This is a genomic window from Chryseobacterium tagetis (assembly GCF_016735585.2).
In the GTDB taxonomy this organism is placed as follows: Bacteria; Bacteroidota; Bacteroidia; order Flavobacteriales; family Weeksellaceae; genus Chryseobacterium; species Chryseobacterium tagetis.
This window is the reverse complement of sequence record NZ_JAERSE020000001.1, coordinates 487,575-506,485: the sequence shown is the minus strand read 5'-3', so window position 1 is coordinate 506,485 and position 18,911 is coordinate 487,575. Positions and strand designations below refer to the sequence as shown.

Below are 18,911 nucleotides of genomic sequence, written 5' to 3'. Positions count from 1 at the left end.
TATGATTTTTTAATTACAGTGTAAAATTGAAACCCAATTCTGTAGACATGCTGAATTTTTAGAAAAAAATAAAAATTATTTAAAAAAAACCGTAAAATAATGCCTGCTATCGTCAAAACTGTAGGTAATTCTAAAATGATAGAGGTTAACAATTTTTTTACAAATCTCCAGTCCCAACCCAAGACTCTGATTATGATTTGACTGTTTTTTAAATCGCTGAAATAAATCAGATTCTTTCAGTTCAGCACTCCCATCTTGTGCATCATTGCTGATCCGTATAAAGGTCCCGGAAATTTCAACCTTTATATTTTTTTTATCTTCTGTATGTTTAATCGCGTTAGATAATAGATTTCCCAATAAGATATCGATGAGAATAGGGTTAGCTATAATTTTAATATCTTGCTGAAATTCAGTTTCAAGGCTAATCTCCCTTACCTGCAGTGTATCATGATATTGTTGAATAAGCTCATTCACAGCGTACTTTATCTCAATATTCTCCATAGTAGGAAATTGATTATTTTCAATTTTAGTCAGCAATAAAAGCGTCTTATTGATCCTCTGCATTCTCTTCCCAGCCATTGAAGCTTCATTGATGAGATCAGCCTGCTCTTCAGAAATGGGAGAAGTCTGCATCAGTAATTCCAGTTTACTCGAAAAAATAGCAACAGGCGTTTGAAGCTCATGTGAAGCATTTTCTGTAAATTCTTTTTGGGCTTTATATAATTTATTATTCCGATTGACCAGTTCTGAAATTGAATTTTCAAGATCTTTAAATTCAACTATTTTTGTAGGCATGAAATTGAGTTGATCGGAAGTATCAACCCGATATCCTTTCATTTTTTTCACAATATCATTAAAGGGAAGCCATAATTTTTTTGATATGGAAAGGTTGATCAGTCCCAATCCGACTATTAATATAAGTATAAAACCTAATTGTAACATCAATAAATTCTGAAGAAGATCTTCATCTTCTATCATTGATTTTTGAATCCTGATTGTATAATTTTCTCCTCTTACGATCACATTTGCAATCAGCACACGATGCATGACAGTCTCATTGTCCGATTTTATATAAATAGGTTCACTGAAGAAAATATCTGGCTTTACCGATCTTTGTGAAGGGGTAACAGTGATGTCATTTTCAAAAGAAACGAAATTCTTTGGCGATACTGCATTCAATTGATTTTCAATCCAGTTTTTTTGTTGCCTCATTCCTTCATCTAAGCCTCTCAATAACAAATGCTGAAGGGAAAGGTAAAATAAAGGAATAGCAATAATGGAAATGATTGCAGAGTAGATAATATATCTTTTTGATAAATAATGAATGAGTTTCATATCAGATATCAGATTTCAAATTTATATCCCATTCCGTACACAGATTTTAAATAGTCATCGCATCCAACTTTGGAAAGTTTTTTCTTGAGATTCTTGATATGAGCATATATAAAATCATAATTTTCATACAGATAAATATCTTCACCTGATAGATGTTCTGCAATCGCGGCCTTAGAAAGCACCCTGTTTTTGTTCACAGCAAAATAAAGCAACAGATCATACTCTGTTCTCGTTAAATCTGCAATATGATTATTAATGGAAACTGTTTTAGCTAAAATATCAATGGTGATTTCTTTAAGAATTAAAATATTGTCTCCATTAAATTTTCTTCTGCGAATCACTGCTGCAATACGGGCACTCAATTCTGATAAATGAAATGGCTTAGGAATATAATCATCGGCTCCCATTTTTAGCCCTTCTATTTTATCTTCAATTGAGTTTTTCGCTGAAATAATAATTACTCCTTCCGTTTTATTATTTTCTTTTAAAAATTTTAAGACATTTAAACCATTTCCATCAGGAAGAGAGATATCCAAAAGAACACAGTCATAGTCGTAAGAATCTGCTTTCTCAATCGCATTTTTAAAATCATTTGCAACCTCGCACAAATAACTTTCAGAACTCAAATAACTGACCATGCTTTTACTTAAGGCAGATTCATCTTCTATGATAAGTATTTTCATAATTGTTATATAAGTTTATTGATTATTAATCTTTTTAGAATCTTCCAGATAAAAATATCCGGCAATACCTGTAAGAATACATCCTAGAATAAAGCCTCCCAATACATCTGTAAACCAATGTGCTCCAAGATAAACCCTCGAAACGGCTCCAATAAAGATGATGCTTAAACAGACTAGCGAAAGGATCGTCCTTGATTTATTGGTCAGTTTTTTTGTATTTAAAATCATAAGAATTAGTGCCCCAAAGAAAACGGTGTAAAACAAAACATGACCACTGGGAAAACTCTGGTATTTTGTATCTTCCAATAAGTTTACAAATTCTTTGGTTGGACGTGGACGGTTAATCACTACTTTAAAGAACAGTCCGATTATTCCTGAAAGTAAGGTTGAGAAAAGTAAAATTGCTTCTCTTTTATATTTTAATATCATTAAAACCAATGAAAGGACAATGACTACAATTACAGACACAGATGTTCTTCCCAACCAGCTTATCCATATCATAAAATCATTAAGCCCCGTGCTTTGATTCTCTTGAATTTCCTTTGAAATATGAATATCCAAATATTGAGGAGGCTCTGCAACTACGTAAATACTTAACAGTAAAAATGCTATAATTAGCACTGAAAAAATACCATATACAAATGGTGTAATTTTTCTTTTCTGAAAAGATATCGGTGTCATAATTAAATTTTTATTTATACAAATTAAAAATCTGATTCTGAATAAATTCTGAATTTAAACCACCTAGATCAATGATAGCCTGTAATTGCTGGTATCGCACAGTATAGAAAAATCTTTCTTATAGAATATGGTTTTCAAATACATCTCCTTTTCGATAAAAAAGAATTAATTGATAGGATCTTCTTGAAATCACTTCGATCTAAGTTGCAGTTAATATTTAATGTGAAAAAATTAGAATAAACACATATATCTTAATCCCTCAGAATAATTATTGAATTAACTATAAATAAAATAATTATTCACCATTTATACACAATCAATTAAAAATCTTTGAAAATTTATTAATTCCTCATTTAAATTCAGTTTTTCTACAGATTGCGTACACAAATTTGTTTTTAGAAAATATACCACATGGAAAATTAAATCAAGATCATTTTGATTTTATCGAGGCTACATCAATAATTCTCCTTATCTAAAACTTATATACAATGACCCATTTATTGGAAAATCACACTTTTACGATTCAGATTTCGTTATTCATATTTATACTTGCTGCATTTTGGATAATTGAAAACTTATTTCATAACAAAGATTCTAAGCAAAAAATCGTACATACCTTTTTGAATGCACATTTTTTAATTTTTGTGATTCCTGTTCAAATGATTTTGTCATATTTAGCACTATACGTTTCAAACCAGACAGAAATATGTCATTGGGGACTTTTAAAATATCTTCCAATTAAAGAAAATACTTTTTTGTTTTATTTGATAGCCATTATTGCGCTGGATTTTTCCAATTTTCTCTACCATTACCTTATGCACAAAATTCCTTTTTGCTGGCGATTTCATCAGATTCACCATAGTGATATGGAAGTGGACATCAGCACAACCTTTCGCGAGCATCCTGGCGAGACTTTTTTGCGTGTCAGCTTTTTTATACTAACGATTTTTGTATGGGGCATTTCCCCTTGGATCATTATTATTTTTCAATTGCTTGAAAGCAGCTCAAACATCATTTCTCATTCAAGTATAAAACTTCCGGAACGCATAGACCGGTATGTTTCTCTTGTATTTGTTACGCCAAATTCTCATAGCATTCATCATCATTACAGATTACCCTATACGGATACCAATTATGGTGATATTCTTTCCATCTGGGATCATCTTTTCAGAACAGCGTCTAAAATGTGTCAACATGAAATTATTTACGGCATCAATACCCACATGAATGCTAATTATAATTCGAACTTTAAAATGCTCATCAAAAGACCGTTCCGAAAAAAAAGAAAAAAAACAGTTGTAAACAAAAGCATCGTAGAAAAAGCATATATAGTGATTCTTTTTTTGGGAATACACCTCCTTTCTGCACAGATAAAGTCGGTTTCTGAAATAAAAGATTCTACAAGAATTGAAACCGTTCTTTTATCTGGCAAATCAAAAAAAAGAGTAAAAAAAGAAGTTAATCCCGCCTATCAGGTTTTACTTAAAGTCTGGGCGCACAAAGATGAAAACAAAAAAATTAACAACCCTTTTTATGAATATAATGAATACAGCAGTATAGAAATAGGTTTGAATGGAATGACCAGAAAATTTTCTGAAGATATTTTCAAAGAAAAAACAGATTCCGTGATTAATGAAAATATTCTTACTGGTTCCGGTGATCGCTTTGACATTCCGGTTGAGCTGCTGCAAACTTTTAATCATCATTATGTATCACCAAAATTTAACTTACAAAAAAGAAAAATACTGGCAAGAAAAGATATTGGAGTTCCTCAGGATTTAAAATTGTTTGAAAGGCTGGAAGTTGCTTTCAAAAATGTAAATCCATACGAAGAAAATATTGTCCTGTTAAATAAGAATTTTGTCAGTCCGCTTTCAAAAGAAGGTTTTGGAACCTATGATTATGTACTGAAAGACAGTACTGTTGTAGATAATGAAAAAATATATACCATCCATTATTTTCCCCGAGAAAGCAGAGAGCTTGGTTTCAGAGGTAGTTTTAAAATATCTTCCATCAATTATGCATTAGTTTCCATAGAGTTGATAGCGCCTCACAATATGAATCTCAATTTTGTAAAAGATCTGAATTTCAGCAAAACGTATACATTAAATGATCAAAAAATATATATTCCCGAAAGTAATAATTATAGTGGTGTTTTTACGATACTTACAAAGAAAGATGAAAGGGGACTTTATGTAATAAAAAAAGATTTTTTCAGTAATTATACTTTTGATGAACCCCAAAAAATTTCATTTTATAATGATATTACACCGGAACAGATTCCTTCTTCCTCCAAAGATCTAATAGCCGAAAATGCCGATGCCGAAGCTAAAAGAATTGAAAAATTGGTTGAGTTTACAAGTAACACTCCAAAAATCACTAACATAACCAATACTCTTTATACCTTTTCAGAAGGCTATTTCAATGCTTTTAAAGGAATACAGCTTGGAAATATTTACAGTGCCATTGCCAGTAATGAGATTCAGGGATTTAATTTCAGACTTGGCTTCAGAACCTATCATGGGTTAAATGATCGCTTTAGAATACAAGGCTTTACAACCTATGGTTTTAAAAACAATTCTCTCAGCTTTGGGTTAGAAACAAGGTATCTTTTATTAAAAAAAGGAAGATTAGTAATTGATGCAGCATACACAGACGACTATCAACAAGCCGGATTAACCAGTTTTGTCGGCGATCATATTCTGCCGGATGCTCAGAATGAATCTAAAGCTATATTTACCAGAGGCAGAAATTATTATTTATCTAAAATTGACAAAGTAGGAGTTAAAATTTCATCGGAGCCTTATAAAAACGTTGAAGTGGGAATTTTAGGAAGTTACAGTACCATACAAAGTGCGGCTCCGGATTTATTTTCTCTCGCTTTTATAAATCCTGAAACTCATAATTTAGAAAATATGACCAATGATTTCAATACGACTTTCTTCGTAAACTACACTCCCCGAAGAGAGGTTTTTGGAACTGGTGTTGACAGGAATTTAGGAATTAAGTTGCATCCTTCTTTATTAACCAATTTCACAAGAGGATTTAGTGATTTTGGAGAATCACAATTTAAATATCAAAAAATTAATATTCTGTATAACCACCCAATTTTTTTAGGAAAATTCGGAGTTTTTGATCCTACCATTATTGCAGGAAAAACTTTTAATCCCGTCCCTTTATCTTTAGCTAGTGGCGTTTCGGCAAATCAAACCTATTTTTATGCACCCAATACCTTTGCTTTATTAAACTATTATCAATTTGTTGCAGATGAATTTGTTCAATTTAATATTGATCACCATTTTAATGGATTTATCATCAACCACATTCCGGTTTTGAATAAAACAAAATTCAGAAGTGTTCTCATATTTCGCAGCTATATGGGAAAAATTTCTGATGAAATGATCAATCTCAACCGTTCAACTATTAAATATAATGTTCCCAAAAAACCTTATATCGAATATGGTTTTGGGATAGAGAATATTGGCTTTGGTAATCTTCGCCCATTACGAATAGATTTTATCTGGAATAATATTTCTAATAATAACAATAGCACCTCACCAAAGTTTGGGATCAGATTTGGGTTTAACACAACATTTTAGATGTAACCACAAAAGATCCAAAACTATAAGGGTAGATGCTATTAGATCATAAAAGTTCTCAACAGAATAAAAATCAAAGATTTTTTAAAGGCTTATGCGTCTTTTTTCATTGTAATGACAATCTTTAAATACATTATCTGAATTTTTATGCCTTTTGTGGCTAAATAAAAAGTTTAAATAAGCTTAACAGTTGTATTCATAATACTCTTATTTATAATAATCGGTTTTCACCGCAAGAACCTCAAAAGTTCCTTCTTTGATCTTTGGTCTTCCCCGGCTGTCTTTTTCTTTGTCATCGAAATCAGCTGTCGGCAGATAAATAGTCTGTGTAGAGCTATCTAACGTAAGCGTTCTTGCTCCTTTTTTAGTCGTAATGTTTTTAAGCGCTACAAACTGATTCGCATTTTTCTCCTGAATTACAGAAATGGTTCCTTCTCCGTTTGATGTATAAATGATCTTCGACTTATCATCGAAAACAGCACCGTCGCAACCCTCTCCAATAGGCATTTTTTTAATCATTTTTCCCGTTTCGGAATCTAAAATCACCAGCATTTTATCACAGGTGCTAAAAAGTCTGTTGGTTTTTGTATCCATAGCAAGTCCGGAAGGTCCTTCTTCTTTATCTAAACTCCAATGGTTTAGTACTGTGAAATTTTTAGCATCAATAACAACGATTTCGTTTTTATCTTCAATATTGACGAAAATTTTCCCTTTTCCGTTACTTACCGCGGTTTCAGGTTTTCCACCCACATCAATGGTTTTTACAACCGTGTTATTTTCAGGGTTAATCACGCTTATATTATTTGTTTTCCCATTGCAGACCACCAGTTTTTTAGAAAAAATATCGTAGAAAATAGCATCTGGATTTTGCCCGACCGGGATTTCGCTTGTCACCTGATTTGTTTTAACATCAAATACTTTCACAGAATTTAATTTTCCGCAGGTGATAAATCCATTCGTAGAATTTGGAGTAAATGCAATACCGTGAACACCTGTTGTTCCTGCAATTTCGCCAAGATTTTCGCCTGTTGTTTTGTTGATAACATTTACTTTGGTTCCGTGGCTTACATATAGTAAATTATTTTCAGGATTTACGGTTAAATAATCCCAACCATCACTATTCCCTCCTATTGTAAAGGTTTTAATTGGATTTGCTGAAGACGTTTTCTGAGCTGAAACATGAAGTGAAAGACACAGAAATACGCTTGCAATGATGAAAGATTTTGTGTTCATTTTTAATAATTTATTGATTGTTTATATCTTCTTGTTTTAAATTAATTTTATTGAGCAGCGTCGGCAAAACAATAAGTAAGAGTGGCAATGCGACGATAAAACCTCCGATAACTGCAATCGCTAAAGGTTGATGCATTTGAGCTCCCGTTCCGATTCCCAATGCTAAAGGCATTAATGCGATAATTGCTCCCAAAGCGGTCATTAGCTTCGGTCGAAGTCGTGTGCTTATAGCATAGATCACAGCTTCTTCTTTGGTTTTTGTTGCTAAACTTTCGTGAAATTGCAGATACGTGAAAATAGCATTCTCCCCGATGATTCCGACCATCATAATAAGTCCGGTATAACTTCCGACATTCAGAGGAGTGTTTGTTAAGTACAATAATAAAATCCCTCCAGAAAGCCCTAAAACTGAAATAAATAAGATGATCAGAGCAACCAAAACATTCCTGAATAAAAACAGCATCACCGAAAAAACCAATAAACTTGAAACCACCAGAATAATCAGTAGTTCTTTGAAAGATTGCTGTTGTTCTGCATATGCACCGCCATACACTACAGAATATCCGCTTGGCAGTTTTATTTTCTGATCAATCTGTTTCTGAATTTCCTGAATGGTTCCGCCCAGATTTCCATTATCCAGTCTTGCCGTTACAATTCCCAACGTCTGTAGATCTTCTCTGTTGACTTCGGCAGAACCTGTGATTACATTTACGGTAGCAAATTCACTTAAGGGTTTCAAAGTTCCGTTGGGCAGAGCAATCATACTGTTGTTGATGTCGCTTAAAGACTGGTTCGTTTTTTCGTTATACAATAATCGTATCGGAGTGTACTGAACATTATCGAAAATATTTCCGGCTACGTTTCCGTCTAAATTGGCCTGTAGCTGGTTCTGAAAATCAGGTAATGAAATGTTATATTGAGCTAAAACAGACAGTTTGGGAGTGACAACCATCGATGGTCCCGCAATCACAATTCCGTCGAATACATCGGCTGTTCCGTTGACTTTCTCCACAATTCCGGCTATTTTTTTAGAATAATCTTCAATCACTTTCTGGTCAGTTCCAAAAACCTTGATTTCAATCGGCTGAACACTACTCATCAAATCTCCTAACATATCGGTAATCACCTGTCCGAAATCTACGGTCAATGGTAATCCGGAAGCATCTATTTTTGCACGAATATCATCAGTCACTTCATTCGTTGTTTTACTTCTGTTTTTCTTTAACTGAATTAAATAATCTCCTCTGTTCGGCTCAGTAATGAAAAATCCCATTTGAGTTCCTGTTCTTCGGCTGTATGCTGCAACTTCGGGCGTTGAAGTGATAATTTTTTCGACTTCTTTCAGTTCTCTATCTGTTTCTTCCAATGAAGTTCCCGGAGGCGAATTGTAGTCTAAAACAATGCTTCCTTCATCCATATCGGGCAAAAATCCGGTACTGATATTGGGAAGAATAATTGCTGTTAAAATAATCAACACTCCAATAAAAGCATAACTGAATACTGGTTTTCTAATAAAAAAACCCACCCATTTTCTTTCTTTCACGTCGTGATGCTGAAGATTTTTTTCTTTTTTATTTCCAGATGATAAGAGTAAATAAATGATTGGCAATAAGATCCAAGTGGCAAAAAATGAACAGATTAATGTTATAATCATTGTATCTGTCATTACTTTAAAATAAGCTCCCGCTACTCCGCTCATCAACATAAATGGCAAGAAAATTACAATTGTACTGAGTGACGAACCCACCATTGCTTTCAAAAGATAATTAATCGCTTTTTGCACTAATGTTTTTGATGATTCTTCAGGATGCTCTTCGTGCGTTCTGTGGATTTGTTCTACCACAACAATCGCATCATCAATAATTAATCCTATCGCTGCGGCAATGGCTCCCAAAGTCATGATATTGAACGTCTGTCCCATCGTGTACAAAACAAGCATCGTAAGACTTAGCGTTATCGGAATCGTGATTAAAATAACCGCACTCGCCTTCCATGAACGAAGGAAAATAATGGCTACGATAATTGCTAAAACCAACCCTATCCATAAAGCATCCGTAACACTTTTAATGGAATCATTCACAAAATCTGCCTGAACATAATAAGGTTTTAAAACGATATCTTTCGGTAATGTTTTTTGCAGTTCTGCAATTTTTGCCTCCATTGCTTTGCTTAGATCAACCACATTTGCATTGGGTTGCTGAATGATGGCAATCAAAATGCTTTCCTGTCCGTTAGCATTTACTTTAATATATTGTTTCGCATTATGAACATTGATTTGGGCAATATCACTCAACAGAACGATTCGGTTTCCATTATTGCTTACCACCAGATTTTTCAATTGATTTTCATTACGAATCTGCGCATCGGTAAGTGTTAAATATAAATAGCGAAAATCTGAGGAATATCCATTTGACTTAATAAAATTGCTATTATTGATCGCCTGTTCCACTGAAGCGGGAGTAATTCCCAATCTCGCCATCATCGCCTGATTCATCACCACACGAAATTCCTTGTCCTGACCGCCGATAATTCTTACTTCACTCACGCCTGCAACCTGCGAAAGAAAAGGTTTGATGGTATAAAGTGCCAACTGTTTCAGCTCAATCGGATCTTTTGAAGTTGAATTCAACGAATATCCCATGACCGGAAGAATCGACGGATTCATTTTCTCAACAGAAATATTGATATCCGGCGGTAATTGGTTTCGTACTTCATTTACACTGCTTTCGATCTGTTGTTTGGCTAAATCTACATTCACATTCCAATCCATAAAAGCGGATATTTCACAGCTTCCTCTACTGGTTGTACTTTTCAACACCTCCAAATCAGGAACTTTTTTCACTGCATCTTCCAAAACTTTGGTGACACCAACTGTCATCTGATTCACAGGCTGTTGTCCTGCATCAGCAATAATTTTTATTTTCGGAAAAGTAATCTGCGGAAATAAAGCCGACTGAATTTTGGTATAAGAATAAATTCCACTTGCTAAAATCAAGAAAATCAATACCAGCAAAGGACTTTTGTAGGTTACAAAAAATGATTTTTTCATAAAGCTAAGGTTTTTGAATTTTTACAGTTGCAGTATCACTCAATCCGAAATTCCCTGAGACAATTACCCTGTCTTTTGTTGTTAGATTACCTGATTTTATCTGAATATATTTGTCAGTTTCAACACCTTTTGTAATGTCTGTTTTTACGGCTGTTGTATCATTGATTAACTTCATAACCCAAAAAGAAGATTGGGTCTCATCGCTTACAACCGCCATTTTCGGAACAGATAATCCATAGGCTGAAGTTTTGGAAAAGCTAATCGTACCAATCAGGTTTTCAGGAATATTGTTATTGGGAACATGTAATAATACTTTCACTGTCTGCGATACGGGATCGACAGAAGGCATTACTTTTGCGATTCTTCCCTGCAACACTGTATGATCCGGTAAAGTGATCGGTAGAGAACCTTTATTTTTTATGATTTGAAGGTATTCGTAAGGCACATCCACCACAAAACCGAAACTGCTTGCATCTGTAATCGTTGCCAAAGCTTCTCCATCCTGAACGTAATCTCCGATCTGATGATTCACCATTGCCACATAACCTGTTGCAGGACTCGTCACCGTCGTTGCTCCATTGAAACGGAAAGATTTATCCAGTTTATTGATGGTATTTCCAAGCGCTCTCGCTTCTTTGGTCTGCAACCCGAAAAGTACAGCACCTTTACTTACATGATCTGCTAATTTAATAGTCATTTTTGTGATATAACCGTTGCTGTTGGCTTTTACATCAGATTTTAAAAGGTAAGTCGCTGTGGCATTCAGCGTGATCATATTATTAAGTTGAGCGGTATCAGAAGGATAAGCTACAGTAACCAATGTTTTAGGTTTTGCATCTGGTGCAGCAAGATCTGTAGGAGCCGATTCATCAGTTTTCTTACAACTGAAAATAACAAAAGACACTATAATGAGGGTGATTATTTTTTTCATAATTTATTGAATGATTAAATATTGCAACTGATTTTTCAGATTGAATAATGTTGTATTGTACTGAATAATATTTCCTTTGAGAGTCAGTAAATTATTAATGGATAAAATAAAATCCACCATTCTTACATCTCCCGTTGGAAGCTGTTTGGCGTTGGCTTCAACCAAAGTTTTTGCATACACAATCTGCTGATTGGCAGTATTGATCATTTTGTCATATTGCTCAATCTGATTATTAACCTGAAGAATCTGCTGCTGATATTGTCTTTGGGTTTGTTCAAGATACTTTTTGCGGGTTTCCAGCGATAATTGATTTTGTTGCAGAAGCATTTTTTTCTGATGCCCATCGTAAATAGGAATTGTAACACCAACTCCGACGCTCATTCCGAAATTCTTATATGGAGTTGTGGTAAAAGAAGATTGATAACCGCTGTCTGAAAAAGCTGTAATCTTCGGTTTGTAAGTATACTCAATAATTTTTGCATCGTTTGATAACTTCAAACTATCTGCCTGAAAAGCTTTGTTATAAATGCTTTCATCAAAAGAAACGGGATTCAGTGTTTCCGCAAAAATGGGTTTTTCAACAGGCTCAAAAGTATCATCTACAATTCCTGAGAGATATTTCAATAAAGAGTAATTATTTTGCCAGTCGGCTTTTTGTTGCTCTAAAGCGAGTTCATTTTGCTGAAGGGTGACTTTAAAAGTAAGATAATCGGTTTGTTTAAAAACAGCAGATTGGGTAAGTTTTTTCAAAACAATATCTTCCTGATCTAAAAGATGAATAATTTCCTGGCTTAAATTATACTGCTGCTGACTCGCATAAGTGGCAATATATTGATCGGTAATTTGTTTGTTGAGCGTCTGAGTACTAATATTTTTTTGTGCTAATACCTGTGCAATACTCGCATTAATTCCTGCCAAACGAGTATTCAGATTATTTCGACTGATAAATTCTTTGGCAACTCGAACACCTGCGAAAAGAGATTGTCCATTTGTCAATGCATTATCATATCCCCAACCTTTTATATTGGGAGAATACCCTGCAGTTCCTTCTCCCGTAACAATAAAGCCATACGTTGCTCTTAATTTTAAACTGTCAATTTTATTGGATATAACCTGATTATTGTAGTCATTTAGAACAGGACTATTGCTTTTGGCTGTTTCGAGAAAGTATGACAATGTATTCTTTGATTGTGCTTTTATAGTAATACAACCAAAAAATACCGCCAAAAACAAAAAACTGCGAATAAGATATGTTCTTAAAACATTCATGATCTGCTAATTATTCAGTAAAGATCATGCATGATTCTGTAGAAATTCTGAATAAAAAAAAGATTGATAATGATATCAATCTTTTTATTTTATTTATTGTTGGAGGGAACGATTATACTTAAAAATATTTTGAAAAATCATTCCTACCAATCCTCCCGATAAAATCCCTACAATAGCTCCTCCAATCACATCGGAAGGATAATGTACTCCATTATAAATCCGGCTGTAGGAAACCAATAATGCCCAGCAGAAAAGGATTATTTTTAACCATTTGTATTTTGAAGGCAACAGGAAGAAAAGAAATGTTAAAAGTCCAAATGCATTAGCACTGTGAGAAGAAACAAATCCGTACATTCCGCCCGGTCCGGCCTTACTTAAATGAATGAGAGGCATTAATGATGGCTCATGAGAAGGACGTAAACGCTTAACCGAATTCTTTATTAATCCCGAAGCAATCTGATCCGATAATCCAATCGTAATACCGATAGCCAATAGAATATATACACTGAATTTTTTATAAATTTTAAGCAGAAAAAACAGTAAAACAGCATAAAAAGGTATCCAAAACAGCTTATCGCTTGCCCAAAACATAATGACATCAAAGAAAGCATTGTGCTTTTCATTCATTAATAGAAATAACTCTGTATCAAAATGTTGTAACTGCTCAAAAAGTGCTTTCATTAAATGAATGATTTGAATGAATTAAATACCAAATCTAAAATTTAATTTCGAATAAATTCTGAATTTTTCTTTATCAAAAATAGAATTGAACAATGACCTGATTTATAAATATTTTGAATAAAACGCTAATAGTTTATCCACTGCCTGATTTACATATTCAGGTTTCCAATAGGTTTGTATATGTGTTGCACCGTCAATGACAAATAATTCTTTTGTTTTAGCATGGATTGCTTTAGGAAAAGCTTCGTCAGTCATGTATTTGGAATCAGCTTTACCTCCAACAATCATTAGTAGCGGTTGCTGAATGAGATCCATATTTGCGCTTGCATCAAATAACATCAGATCCATCAGGCTGCTTGTCGTATATTTCCCCGAAGAGTTGGGATGGGCATAGGTTTTACCGTAATAGATTGTTCCCTCTCTATACAGATCAAAAGGCATTTTTGCAAGCTGTTCCTCTGTTGGAAATGTTTTCATGTCTCCTACATATTGTACCGCTCCACCTGCTGCCTCTTGTGCTCTTGCTTCGGCGGCTTGATTCAGTCGATCCTGAATTGTATTCAAAGCAGAATTTGCATATCCGTTTTTACGAACAATACCTGAATTGAACATGCTTAAAGTCGCTATAGATTTAAATCTTTTATCAGATTGTGCAGCAGCTAAGGAATAACCGCCACCACCGCATATTCCTAACAAACCTAGTTTATTTGTATCTACACCTTGAAATTGAGAAATAAAATCTGCCATCGCACGGATATCTTCGATACGGTTTGCCGGTTTGTCTACATTTCTTGGAGAACCGCCACTACCTCCTTGATAAGCCGCATCCGCAGCTATTGTGATATATCCTTTTTCCGCTAATCTTTGCGCATATAAACCCGCAACCTGCTCTTTAACTCCTCCATTTGGATGAGCTACCACTACGGTTGGATATTTACCTGAAGGATTATAATTCGGAGGTGTATAAACATTAGCGACTATATCGATATCATTTATTTTATATTTTACCGGGTGGATATTAACCTTACCTTCAACATTTTCTGTGATTGCCCCATCATATACTAATGTAAACGGATTGGTTTCGTATTTTGGTTTTTCTGTATTTTCCATTTTTCTTGTTTTTAATTGTTGATTTTTTACAGTTTGAACTTGGGCTGTTGTTATCCCTGCTCCGGACATCAGCATGATTACTGCAATTACTATATTTTTCATATTATATTCATTATTTCTTTTTTTGTAAAACCTTTTTTAGTACTAGATTGGCTGCACTGCTCTTCTGGTTATTGATGGTGGTAGAAATCACTTTAATGAACTCCTGCAGTTGTTCTGCCGACCAACCTACATTCAGTGATATTCCTAAATGCCCCTGTAACATTGGATCTGCATCACCAATAGCTGTAATAACAGAGATCGTAATCAGTTCTCTTTGAGCATAGCTCAGTATATCTCTTTCAAAAATATCTGCAAACAAATGTTCTTTTAAAAAAATATCTATTGTAGGGGCAAACGCAGAATAGCCGGAAAGTATATCAGCCTGTGGTGTACCAGTAAGTTCTCCTAAAATCTCTTTCCCTCTTTCATACTTACTCTCTTCACTTGAAATTGCGGAAGATTCGGCTCCTGTCTTATCAATGATCCCTTTTACTTTACGTTCTTCAATAACCTCCATAAAAGCCTGCAATCCTCTGATGCTTCTTGGAAACCCACAATAGGCATAGGTATGTATCAAAATCTCTTTTATTTCATTGATGGTTAAACCCGCTTCAAGACCTTCATTCAGCTCCCTTTTTAATTCCGGAAGTTTACCTTGGGCTGCATAAGATGAAATAGTAATAATGCTTTTATCTTTCGCATTCAAATTCTCAGAAGCAGTGTTCAGCATTCGATTTTCGACATAACTATTAGATAAAAAAATATTTATAGCTAAAACTGCAAAAAGCAGAAATTTAAAATTTTTCATGGTATTCTGTCATCTTGACTTGTTGATTTAACACGACAAAGGTGGGAAGATGAGAAACAAAGTTTGTATACCAATCACGGTATTGCTAACCAATTTAACGGATTAACATTTTTTCAGATAAAAAACTATAAATGAATTAATTAATTTTGCAATAGGTTTATAAAAATAAGAAAATGGATGATATAATACATTTTAATACAATAAAACAATACAATGCATTTAATAACCAAGAAACTCTTCATCCTTTAGTCAGCATTGTAGATTTAGATAAAGCAGATGAACGACAAGGCCGTCGTTTACGCTATGAATTTTATACTATTTTTCTAAAGAAAATACATTGCGGAGATTTACGCTACGGTTTAAACTACTATGATTATGAAGACGGGACATTAATTTTCTTAGCACCAGGACAAGTAATTGGAAGTTACTCTGAAGAATATTATCAGCCACAAGGTATTGCCCTTGTTTTTCATCCTGATTTAATTGCAGGAACTTCTTTGGGCAAAAATATTCATCAATATCATTTTTTTTCATACGCAGTGCATGAAGCTTTACACTTGTCTGAGCAGGAAAGAAGTATGATTATGGATTGCCTTGCAAAAATAGAATACGAATTAAGACATGCGATTGATAAGCATAGTAAACAATTGATAGTGGCAAATATTGAGTTATTCCTAAACTACTGCACAAGGTTTTACGATCGTCAATTCATCACAAGAGATAATGCAAATAAAGGAATATTACAAAAATTTGAAGAATTATTAAATTCTTATTTTTTATCTGAAAAGCCATTAAATAATGGTTTACCTTCTGTAACATCCTTAGCGGAAGAATTAAATTTATCGACAAATTACTTTGGTGATCTGATAAAAAAAGAAACCGGAAAAACAGCTCAGGAATACATCCATACAAAAGTTGTAGAAGTTGCCAAAGAAAAACTATTCGACACAGATAAATCCATCAGTGAGATTGCCTACGAACTAGGCTTTAAATACCCTCAGCATTTCTCCAGGCTTTTTAAATTAAAATCAGGAATAACTCCCAATGAATATCGAAATTTAAATTAGCCTGTAGTTTGTTATCACTTTCTGCAAAAAGTTATAAATTTCATATTTTTCTCTACTTCTATAAAAAACAAAAACGTCATAAATATTAATATTTACGGCGTTTTTTATTTATTTTAATTCCCGACTAGGAAGTTCAAAAAATACAATTATTGAAAGATCTGGACTCATCATTGAGCCTAGATTTAATGATCCTGTTTGCCTCTTTTTGGAGTTTTAGTAATGTTTGGGATGAAAATTAAATAATCATAACCTTTTATAATTCTTTCCATTTCCAAATTATCTACTTTAAGCTTATTTTTAGAAATGGCTTGTTTCAAAGGTCTTAAATCATACGCATACCAATTGTCATCTTTTACAACGGTTAAGAAAGATTTATACTCATCTAAATCAGCCAATGTTTTACCTTGTTCCTTTCCTATAAGCATAATGTGTAATGACGTACGGTAGTTTGCTTCTTCAATATTGGAAACCAAGTTACCAATATCGAATACTTCCATTAAACTCTCTCCTTTAGGCATATGATTAGCACCAAACTTGAAAAGATTCTTCTTATCTTTCCATTCAGGGAGTTTTTCAAGAACCAAATGCTTCAGATATTGGATTCTTAAACGATGAATTCTATTTAAATAGAGATCCCTGCTTAATTTTAATGCTTGAATCTGTTCTTTCTCGTTCGCTGATAAATTCAGAGCGTTCAATGCGTTCATTTTTGCCAGACAATCGTCAGAGAACAAATAAAATGTGGTATTATTTTTTGTATCATAAGCCGCAGAATTCGCGATCATCTGCTTATAAATTTCTTTTGCTTTGGCATTTTTGGATTGTTTACTTAATTCTGAAAACAGTAAACGGTCTGAAAATAAACTAATTTGCTCAGCTCCATATGCTTTGATATTATGCTGAATTATATTTTTGAATAAATCAAATTCAGCTTCGCCCTGTAAAAAAGATAATGCTGAACCCGATTCATTGCGGAATTTGTCCAGTTCGGCAGGGGATGAAGATTTAATTTTTGTTGAGATTGTATTGATTGTATAGGGATCAACTTCCAGAATATAGTTGTCGAACTTAATCGTATTGATAATCGCGTTGGTAAAGTATGGGACTTCATTGGTAAAATGGACCTCACCCAATAATACAGAATTGTTTTTGTTGATTTCATTCTGTAGAGTAATCCATCCTTTACCTTCAAAAGCGTTGCTATTGTTTTTTTTAAAGGTAGAGTAGTTTTTTTGAATTAAACTATCCATTAATGTGGTTTGTGCGTAACCGAAATTGGCGATAAATAGGGTTAAAATCAGTAGTTTGATTTTCTTCATATATTTTTTTTGAAAGATACAATTATTTAAATCTATTACCATTGGACCGATACCGGAGATTGGAAAATTCTTTGAGAATACTATTTTCTCTCCAAAATCGATATGAAGTATTGCTTCAATATCTTCGCTTTTATAATATCAAGATGATTAACAAAAAAATAAGGAAGTGAAAGTTTTACTGAATTATCAGGAATATGCGTCTCACAAATTAATTCCCTAGCTGGATAACACAACTTTTGATCATGATCTGGAAATGCTTTTAGAGCAGAAATTATAATAAGAGAAGAAAACTTAAAAGCAAAATAAAACCCACTGAATATCAGTGGGTTTTATTTTGCTTTGCGGAGAGTGAGGGATTCGAACCCCCGGACCTGTTACAGTCAACAGTTTTCAAGACTGCCGCAATCGACCACTCTGCCAACTCTCCATAAACTCCGATTCTATCGTCGTTTTCAGTGGTGCAAATATAGAATTATTTTTACTATTGACAAAATTATTTTCATGAAAAAATTAGAAAAAAATATTACTTTTGAATTTATTTCAGAAAAGCTATACTCTAATTTAAAGAATATCAAATAAATGGGACGACTTAAGTTTATATGCCGAATGATTGTAAAGGGAAAAATTGAAGTTCCTGAAAACAGAATCCATTTTCATGTAAAAGGTATGGATGGCAATGAGTATACGGATATTCCTTTCAATTATCATGATTTAGAAGAGCTCTGTGATGATCTGAAGAAGTATGAGAACATTCATCAGATCAATACTCAGACAGATCCGATTTCCAAACAAACAAAAGAGTGTATTGAAACCGCAAGAGAATTAAAACTGAAAAGCTTTCTCCTCGAAAGTTTAGCAGAGTATGGAGACAGCTATCCCATTGAGGATTTAATCACTGTCATAATAGATCAAGAAAAGATTTTTCATGAATCCTTATTTAGTCCTGTAGATCAAAATGACGGGTATCGCTATAAAGATATTTACGAGTATGAATATGAAGAAATCCTTTATTACGGCTATGAATTTGCCCAATTAAAATATCAAAAAATCTTGGATAGTAACCATCAATAAAGTAAAAACCTTCAACTATGAATTGAAGGTTTT

Annotated in this window: 14 protein-coding genes and 1 tRNA gene; 3 read left to right on the top strand and 12 right to left on the bottom strand. The window is 33.6% G+C overall.

From position 1 onward, the window contains the following. Positions 1-75: 75 nt before the first annotated feature. From JI747_RS02180 to JI747_RS02170, 3 genes are read right to left on the bottom strand one after another with little or no spacing between them, the layout of a single operon-like run. The gene (locus JI747_RS02180) at positions 76-1,335 is read right to left on the bottom strand and encodes a sensor histidine kinase (RefSeq protein WP_225685956.1); all 1,260 of its coding nucleotides are present in this window, start codon (positions 1,333-1,335) and stop codon (positions 76-78) included. Between the two features lie 8 nt (positions 1,336-1,343). Continuing rightward, on the bottom strand, positions 1,344-2,018 hold the full coding sequence (locus tag JI747_RS02175; RefSeq protein WP_225685955.1) for a response regulator transcription factor: 675 nt from the start codon (positions 2,016-2,018) through the stop codon (positions 1,344-1,346). Between the two features lie 15 nt (positions 2,019-2,033). Next, positions 2,034-2,699 (bottom strand): phosphatase PAP2 family protein, encoded by a 666-nt coding sequence (locus JI747_RS02170; RefSeq protein WP_225685954.1) that lies wholly within the window; start codon positions 2,697-2,699, stop codon positions 2,034-2,036. 488 nt (positions 2,700-3,187) lie between these two features. Here JI747_RS02170 and JI747_RS02165 point away from each other — a divergent pair, with 488 nt between their 5' ends. Next, positions 3,188-6,298 (top strand): DUF5686 family protein, encoded by a 3,111-nt coding sequence (locus JI747_RS02165; protein WP_225685953.1) that lies wholly within the window; start codon positions 3,188-3,190, stop codon positions 6,296-6,298. 207 nt (positions 6,299-6,505) lie between these two features. Here the strand turns inward: JI747_RS02165 and JI747_RS02160 are convergent, their stop codons facing one another. The 7 genes from JI747_RS02160 to JI747_RS02130 all read right to left on the bottom strand — a co-directional run bounded on the left by JI747_RS02160 (position 6,506) and on the right by JI747_RS02130 (position 15,343). Beyond that, the gene (locus JI747_RS02160) at positions 6,506-7,531 is read right to left on the bottom strand and encodes a YncE family protein (protein ID WP_225685951.1); all 1,026 of its coding nucleotides are present in this window, start codon (positions 7,529-7,531) and stop codon (positions 6,506-6,508) included. 10 nt (positions 7,532-7,541) lie between these two features. Next, positions 7,542-10,580 (bottom strand): efflux RND transporter permease subunit, encoded by a 3,039-nt coding sequence (locus tag JI747_RS02155; protein WP_225685949.1) that lies wholly within the window; start codon positions 10,578-10,580, stop codon positions 7,542-7,544. Positions 10,581-10,584: 4 nt separating this feature from the next. Next, entirely contained in the window at positions 10,585-11,511 is a 927-nt protein-coding gene (locus JI747_RS02150) for an efflux RND transporter periplasmic adaptor subunit (RefSeq protein ID WP_225685947.1), read from the bottom strand. Positions 11,512-11,514: 3 nt separating this feature from the next. After that, positions 11,515-12,687, bottom strand: coding sequence for a TolC family protein (locus JI747_RS02145; RefSeq protein ID WP_225685946.1), 1,173 nt, complete (start codon positions 12,685-12,687; stop codon positions 11,515-11,517). A 186-nt stretch (positions 12,688-12,873) separates the two neighbouring features. Further along, the gene (locus JI747_RS02140; protein ID WP_225685945.1) at positions 12,874-13,461 is read right to left on the bottom strand and encodes a phosphatase PAP2 family protein; all 588 of its coding nucleotides are present in this window, start codon (positions 13,459-13,461) and stop codon (positions 12,874-12,876) included. 102 nt (positions 13,462-13,563) lie between these two features. Next, positions 13,564-14,673 (bottom strand): alpha/beta hydrolase, encoded by a 1,110-nt coding sequence (locus tag JI747_RS02135; protein WP_225685944.1) that lies wholly within the window; start codon positions 14,671-14,673, stop codon positions 13,564-13,566. Positions 14,674-14,683: 10 nt separating this feature from the next. After that, positions 14,684-15,343 carry a carboxymuconolactone decarboxylase family protein gene (locus JI747_RS02130; protein ID WP_225685943.1) on the bottom strand — a complete coding sequence of 220 codons (660 nt, stop codon included), beginning with the start codon at positions 15,341-15,343 and terminating at the stop codon, positions 14,684-14,686. 251 nt (positions 15,344-15,594) lie between these two features. Here JI747_RS02130 and JI747_RS02125 point away from each other — a divergent pair, with 251 nt between their 5' ends. Next, positions 15,595-16,488, top strand: a complete 894-nt coding sequence (locus JI747_RS02125) for a helix-turn-helix domain-containing protein (RefSeq protein WP_225685942.1) — start codon at positions 15,595-15,597, stop codon at positions 16,486-16,488. A 182-nt stretch (positions 16,489-16,670) separates the two neighbouring features. Here JI747_RS02125 and JI747_RS02120 read toward each other — a convergent pair whose 3' ends face one another. Then, positions 16,671-17,807, bottom strand: coding sequence for a hypothetical protein (locus tag JI747_RS02120; protein ID WP_225685941.1), 1,137 nt, complete (start codon positions 17,805-17,807; stop codon positions 16,671-16,673). A 342-nt stretch (positions 17,808-18,149) separates the two neighbouring features. Further along, positions 18,150-18,234: transfer RNA gene (locus JI747_RS02115), tRNA-Ser, on the bottom strand. Positions 18,235-18,386: 152 nt separating this feature from the next. Here JI747_RS02115 and JI747_RS02110 point away from each other — a divergent pair. Beyond that, complete coding sequence (locus JI747_RS02110; protein WP_225685940.1) at positions 18,387-18,878, top strand: hypothetical protein; 492 nt, start codon at positions 18,387-18,389, stop codon at positions 18,876-18,878. Positions 18,879-18,911: the final 33 nt, after the last annotated feature.